The following is a 3,484-nucleotide window of genomic DNA, read 5'->3' as shown; positions in this document are numbered from 1 at the left end:
AGAACAGCTCGCCCACGCTGGCGTGGCGCAGCAGCGCGCCCGTGGCCGCCGCCGACAGTGGAGCCAGGCCCAGGAAGATGCCCATGAATAGCGCCATCGCCCGGCCCAGCATGGCGGGCGTCACGCGTCGCTGTATCCACGTAAAGATGGCCACCTGCAAGTAGCCGCCCAGCAGCCCCGTCAAGGCCAGCAGGGCCGCGCCTTGCCAGGCCGCGCTGATTTGTCCCAGCGCCATCAGCAGCACGGCCACGGCAGCATCGACGGCCAGCAGGGTGGCGCCGAAATGCCGGCGCAGCCAGGCGCCGCCCAGGCCGCAGCACAGCATGCCGGCCAAGGTGCCGGCGCCATGCGCGCCCATCAGCAGGCCCAGCGCCGCAGCGCCCTGCAGGCGCTCGCTGGCCAGCACGGGCAAGGCCACTTGCAGCGGACCCATGACGAAGAAGGCCACCAGCGCCCAGTAGGCATAACAGCTGCGCAGGGGAACGTCGCGCCACACCATGGCCAGGCCCGCCGCCATCTCGCGCCACATGCCTTGTGCCGCAGCGGCGGCCAGCGGCCGCAAGGCCACCTGGCGCAAGGTCCAGGCCGAGAAGACAAACGTCAGCGCATCGATGGCGAAGGCGGCGGCCAGGGCCGTCATGGCGGTTTGTCGGGCGCCATCGTGAGCGCCGAGCACGAGCGCCGCCAGCAGGGGGCCGGCCAGCAAGGACAACTGGCGCGCGCCCATCTGCAAGCCATTGGCTTTCTGCAGCGATGATGCCGGCACGGCTTGCGGCAGGATGGCCGTGCCGGCCGGAATGGCGAAGGCGGACGCGATGCCCAGCGCCAGCGCGGCCGCATAGGCCAGCGCCAGGCTGGCCTGGTCCAGCCACAGCAGTGCCGCCAGTAGGAACAGGATGGCGGCCTGTGCATATTTACTCAGCAGCATCACGCGGCGGGCCGAGTAGCGGTCGGCGATAGTGCCGCCCAGCAAAATCAGCACGGCGCGCGGGGCGCCCATCAGGGCCACGGCGATCCCCAGGCTGAGGCTATCGCCCGTCAGGCTCAGCACGAGCCAGGGCAGGGCCAGCATGCTGAACTGGTCGCCCAGCATGGAAACGAGGCCGCCGCCCAGCAGCCAGCGGAAGTTGGTATTGCGCAGCAAATGCGTGTCTGGCGTGGAGGGCATGCTCGTCTCGTCCGTGGTTAAAAATTGCATGGTAGTTGATTAAAGCTTGAGTGGTCAAGCATATTGCCAATCAATATGGCAATGACCCTGTGGCAATCAGCGCTGGCGCTGGATGGGGCGCCGGCGCTTGCGCTATCATGGCGGCCATGACTGATACCACTGCCCCTACCCTGTACGAGACCATCGGCGGCGCCCCCGTGCTGCGTGAAATGGTCGACCGTTTTTACGACTTGATGGAACTGGAAGCCGAGTTCGCCGGCATCCGCGTCATGCATCCGCCCTCGACGGACGGCTCGCGCGACAAGCTGTATTTCTTCCTCACGGGCTGGATGGGCGGCCCCGATTTGTATATCGAGAAATTCGGCCACCCGCGCCTGCGCGCGCGCCACTTGCCGTATGCCATCGGCACCAGCGAGCGCGACCAGTGGCTGCGCGCCATGGCCTGGGCCATGGAAGACACGGGCATCGAAGAGTCCCTGCGCGTGCGGCTGATGGAATCGTTCTATCAGACGGCCGACTGGATGCGCAACAAACCGGACTGATCCCATGAGCCCAATCGAGTTTTACAGCCTGCTGGGCGCCGCCATCGTCGCCATCATCCTGCTGCTATTGATCTTGCTGCGTCCGCGTGGCGCCGCCGGTGATGGCGCCACCACCCTGGCGCTGGTGCAGCAGCACCAGCAGCAAAGCCTGGAACGCATCGACCGGGTCGAGCGCGAAGTGCGGCTGCAATTGCAGGCGTCGGCGCAAGCCACGCGCCAGGACCTGGCCACCAGCCTGGCGCAATTCCAGGCGGCCACCCTGCAGCAGCTCGACAGCCTGCGCACGCAGATGCAGGCCCAGGGAAAAGTCGGGCGCGAAGAGCAGGCGCAAAGCCTGGCGCGCTTTGCCGACAGCACGAATCACACTTTGGCGCAGCTGACGGAGTCGAATGCGCAGCGCATGCTGGAAGTGCGCGCCACCCTGGAAAACAAGATCCGCGACTTGCAGGCAGACAACGGCGCGCGCCTGGAAGAAATGCGCAAGACGGTCGACGAGAAGCTGCATGCGACACTCGAGACGCGGCTCTCCGCCTCGTTCCAGCAAGTGTCGGAACGGCTGGAAAAAGTCCACCAGGGCCTGGGCGAGATGCAGCAGCTGGCGTTGGGCGTGGGCGACTTGAAGCGGGTACTCACCAACGTCAAGACGCGCGGCACCTGGGGCGAGGTACAGCTGGAAATGCTGCTGGAGCAGGTACTTACTGTCGACCAGTACGCGAAGAATGTGGAAACCATCGCCGGCAGCGGCGCGCGCGTGGAATTCGCCCTCAAGCTGCCTGGCCTGCTGGATGGCGGGCCGCCCGTGTGGATGCCGATCGACGCGAAGTTCCCCAAGGAACAATACGAGCGCCTGGTCGAGGCGGCCGAACGTGCCGATGCCGAGGGCGTGGCCCTGGCCGGGCGCGAGCTGGAACGGGCCGTGCGGGGCGAGGCGAAAACCATCGCCGAAAAATACCTGGCACCGCCGCACACCACCGACTTCGCCATCCTCTTCCTGCCCACCGAAGGCTTGTATGCGGAAGTGATGCGCCGCCCGGGACTGGCCGATGAATTGCAGCGCCTGCACCGGGTCAGCATCGCCGGACCGTCCACCCTGACGGCCTTGCTCAACAGCTTGCAGATGGGTTTCCGTACCCTGGCGCTGGAAAAGCGCTCATCGGAAGTGTGGCAAGTGCTGGGCGCCGTCAAGACGGAGTTCGGCAAGTTTGGCGACGTACTGTCGCAAACGAAGCTGACCCTGGAAAAGGCGGCGAAAAATATCGAAAACGCGGAAGTGCGCAGCCGGCAAATGGCGCGCAAGCTGAAATCCGTGGAAGCCTTGCCGGGCGAGGCGGCCGCCCTGCTGTTGGGCAAGGCGGACGAGGCAGGAACCGGCGACGCTGCCGGCGACGCCGAGTAAGGCGCCGCCTCAGGCCGGCCGCGCCACGCGGCGGCGCAGCGCGCTGTAACCGACCAGCGCCAGGCCGGCCAGCAGCATGGCCCAGGTTTGCGGTTCCGGCACGGCTGGCAAGACGCCCGGGTTCGTGGGCGGCAAGGACGGCATGATCACGGTGGGCGGCACGACGATGATGCTGCTGCCCTGGTCTGGCGGCAGGCCGCCACCACCGCCGCCGCCGCCACCGCCGATATAGCCGGCCGGCGCCGGGACGTTGCTGGCCGTGCGCACATAATCGAAGGGCAGGAAAGGAATGCTGGCCACGGCGGGCGGCACGGCGCCGCCCGTGAACGAGCCGCCGCGCAGGGCATCGGGATTGTCGATCAGCGGCACGCCAGCGTC

General features: G+C 67.0%; 4 protein-coding genes. 2 read left to right on the top strand and 2 right to left on the bottom strand.

Translation table 11 applies throughout. The features are described 5' to 3' along the window. The coding region (locus JaAD80_RS27430; protein WP_180979621.1) for an MFS transporter at positions 1–1,168 on the bottom strand (1,168 nt) is incomplete at its 3' end. A gap of 146 nt (positions 1,169–1,314) precedes the next feature. On the opposite strand from JaAD80_RS27430, the gene JaAD80_RS27425 reads away from it, so the two are divergent. Both JaAD80_RS27425 and rmuC read left to right on the top strand, forming a co-directional pair. Then, entirely contained in the window at positions 1,315–1,710 is a 396-nt protein-coding gene (locus tag JaAD80_RS27425; protein WP_034785429.1) for a group II truncated hemoglobin, read from the top strand. Positions 1,711–1,714: 4 nt separating this feature from the next. Continuing rightward, positions 1,715–3,106: a DNA recombination protein RmuC gene (rmuC, locus tag JaAD80_RS27420; protein ID WP_102299264.1), complete on the top strand. Its 1,392-nt coding sequence runs from the start codon at positions 1,715–1,717 to the stop codon at positions 3,104–3,106. Positions 3,107–3,115: 9 nt separating this feature from the next. Here the strand turns inward: rmuC and JaAD80_RS27415 are convergent. Further along, a partial coding sequence (locus JaAD80_RS27415) for a PEPxxWA-CTERM sorting domain-containing protein (RefSeq protein WP_146012569.1) occupies positions 3,116–3,484 on the bottom strand: 369 nt, incomplete at its 5' end.

This window comes from Janthinobacterium sp. AD80 (assembly GCF_002878455.1).
In the GTDB taxonomy this organism is placed as follows: Bacteria; Pseudomonadota; Gammaproteobacteria; order Burkholderiales; family Burkholderiaceae_D; genus Janthinobacterium.
This window is presented reverse-complemented; position numbering and strand designations above follow the sequence as displayed.

Bases quoted from the DNA above. Each gene is read 5' to 3' on its own strand.
- JaAD80_RS27425 (WP_034785429.1), top strand. From the start codon at position 1,315: ATGACTGATACCACTGCCCCTACCCTGTACGAGACCATCGGCGGCGCC.
- rmuC (WP_102299264.1), top strand. From the start codon at position 1,715: ATGAGCCCAATCGAGTTTTACAGCCTGCTGGGCGCCGCCATCGTCGCC.